Here is a 2148-nt window from a genome sequence, read left to right as displayed (position 1 = left end):
TCACATTCTGAGTAGCGTACTAATTTTTGGTGGATTGATTTATTTGGGCAATGCTTGGGAAGTTCTCTACAAAGCTCAACGCAGTCATAAATTAGCAGTTTCAGGCCCTTATGCCACAATTCGCCATCCGCAGTATGTCGCTTTCATTATCATCATGTTTGGCTTTTTACTGCAATGGCCCACTCTGTTGACGTTGATTATGTTTCCGATTTTGGTTGCGATGTATATCCATTTAGCACACCAAGAAGAACGCGATGCTGGAGCAGAATTTGGTGAGGAGTATACCCGTTATGCCGCAGCAACCCCTGCGTTTAACCCGTGGGGTCGTCGTACCACTCCCAGAAAACTAGCTCATTCACAGGAGTCTCATCATGACCCATAGTACTTATCACAGCGAGGAAAATCGGGTGTCTAATTATTCAGCCATGAAACTGAGTGTGCGATCGAAAGAGCAATTAAACACAAACCATAATTGAGAGATAAAACTATGAGCGATCTAATTGTAATTGGCTTTTCAGATGAATTTAAGGCAGATGAAGTATAAATCGCTCTCCGAAGACTCGAACTAGATTATTTAATCGATTTAGAAGATGCAGCAATTGTCGTCAGAAATCAAGACGGTAAAGTCAGAGTTAAACAATCTCAAGAACTTGTCGCTTCTGGCGCATTAAGTGGCGGCTTCTGGGGCTTATTAATCGGCTTGATGTTCCTTGAACCGTTGCTGGGAATTTTTGGCGCAGCCGTGGGTGCCCTTTCTGGTGCCTTAACGGATATCGGTATTGATGACAATTTTATTCGAGAGTTGGGCAATACGATAGAACCTGGCACCTCCGCCCTTTTTATTTTAGTGCGAAAATCGACTCCTGATAAAGTTTTGGACGAATTGAGCAAGTTTGCGGGAAAAGTCCTCCGCACTTCTTTATCCCATGTCGATGAGGCAAAACTTCAGGCGGCTCTTACCAAAAGTGCAGCAGGATAAATCATCGCTTCAAAAAATCTTGAAATCAGTATAGATTGCGCTAACAAGAGATTCTATGTTCGGGAAGAAAAGCAAATGGCAGCAAAATCGATAACAACTCAACCATCTAATTCACTTCCTCTAAGCCAGCCAGGGATTAGAACTCTTCCTGACTCGGACACAGCTTTTGTGATAATTAGCTTTGTGGTATTTTGGACGATCGCCGCTTTTATTTATGCTTGTATTCCTAAACAAAAGCAGCATTTCTCCAGCTTCAAACTACCTCCCAAAACTCTGTGTCGTCGCTGTCGATATTTTAGTGATAATCACTATCTCAAGTGTGCGCTTCATCCGGCAACCGCACTGACAGAGAAAGCAGTTGATTGTCGAGATTACTGTCCAAATAGCAAGACAAAAAGTGTTGAATAGTTTTGAATCGCTCATAACATTCTCATAATTCGATCGTATTCTAAAAAGGTAGAGTATTAATACTCTTCTACAACATTCTTCTTAACTAAACCACCCAAATATCAAAATTTAATACAATGAAACTCCAATTAAAAGTTCCTAATATGAGCTGTGGTGGTTGTGTCAGCACCATCACTGACGCGATTAAAACAGTCGATGCTAATGCGACTGTTCAGGCCGATCCGCAAACTAAGACTGTATCAGTAGAAACTCAATCTCCTGAAGCAACAATTAAGGCAGCAATGACCAAGGCTGGCTATCGCCCTAGCTAGGCTGTTGTAATTGGCTTTGAGTTCAATTTCAGAGCCGATTACTGGATATCAAAGTCTCAGGCTACAGGCACCATTCCCTGCTTCTTTTGCAAAGCGTCGGTTCTGCGGAAGCGCGGCTACGCCAACGCCTAAAGATGTTTACCCTGCGAGGAACTCTTTTATGAAACCAGATTACCTGATTATCGGCAGTGGTTTATCAGCATTGACCTTTGGTGCTTTGATGGCAAATGCTGGTAAAACCGTCCAAATCCTTGAAGCTCACGAGCATCCAGGCGGATTTGGGCATACGTTTACAATGGCTAAAAAGTATACGTTTAATGCCCAATTTCACTATGTCTGGGATTGCGGTGAAGGGCAAACTGTGAATAAGGTATTGAAGAAACTTGGATTGGACAAGGAAGTAACCTTTGAAAGATACGATCCTGATGGTTTCGACCACATGCGAATGCC

The 2148-nt window shown here is 42.6% G+C and carries 5 protein-coding genes; all 5 read left to right on the top strand.

Going from position 1 to position 2148, the window contains the following annotated elements; all coding sequences use genetic code 11:
• Positions 1-382 (top strand): isoprenylcysteine carboxylmethyltransferase family protein (locus RMO55_RS00375; protein WP_310421782.1); only part of this gene is annotated, 382 nt, incomplete at its 5' end.
• 162 nt (positions 383-544) lie between these two features.
• A complete protein-coding gene (locus tag RMO55_RS00370; protein WP_310421784.1) occupies positions 545-979 on the top strand; it encodes a DUF1269 domain-containing protein in 435 nt (144 codons plus the stop codon).
• Positions 980-1054: 75 nt separating this feature from the next.
• Positions 1055-1387: a hypothetical protein gene (locus RMO55_RS00365; protein ID WP_310421778.1), complete on the top strand. Its 333-nt coding sequence runs from the start codon at positions 1055-1057 to the stop codon at positions 1385-1387.
• A 116-nt stretch (positions 1388-1503) separates the two neighbouring features.
• Complete coding sequence (locus tag RMO55_RS00360; RefSeq protein WP_310421775.1) at positions 1504-1698, top strand: heavy-metal-associated domain-containing protein; 195 nt, start codon at positions 1504-1506, stop codon at positions 1696-1698.
• A gap of 160 nt (positions 1699-1858) precedes the next feature.
• Positions 1859-2148 (top strand): NAD(P)/FAD-dependent oxidoreductase (locus RMO55_RS00355; protein WP_310421772.1); only part of this gene is annotated, 290 nt, incomplete at its 3' end.

Source organism: Chamaesiphon sp. VAR_48_metabat_135_sub (assembly GCF_031418915.1).
In the GTDB taxonomy this organism is placed as follows: domain Bacteria; phylum Cyanobacteriota; class Cyanobacteriia; order Cyanobacteriales; family Chamaesiphonaceae; genus Chamaesiphon.
This window is presented reverse-complemented; position numbering and strand designations above follow the sequence as displayed.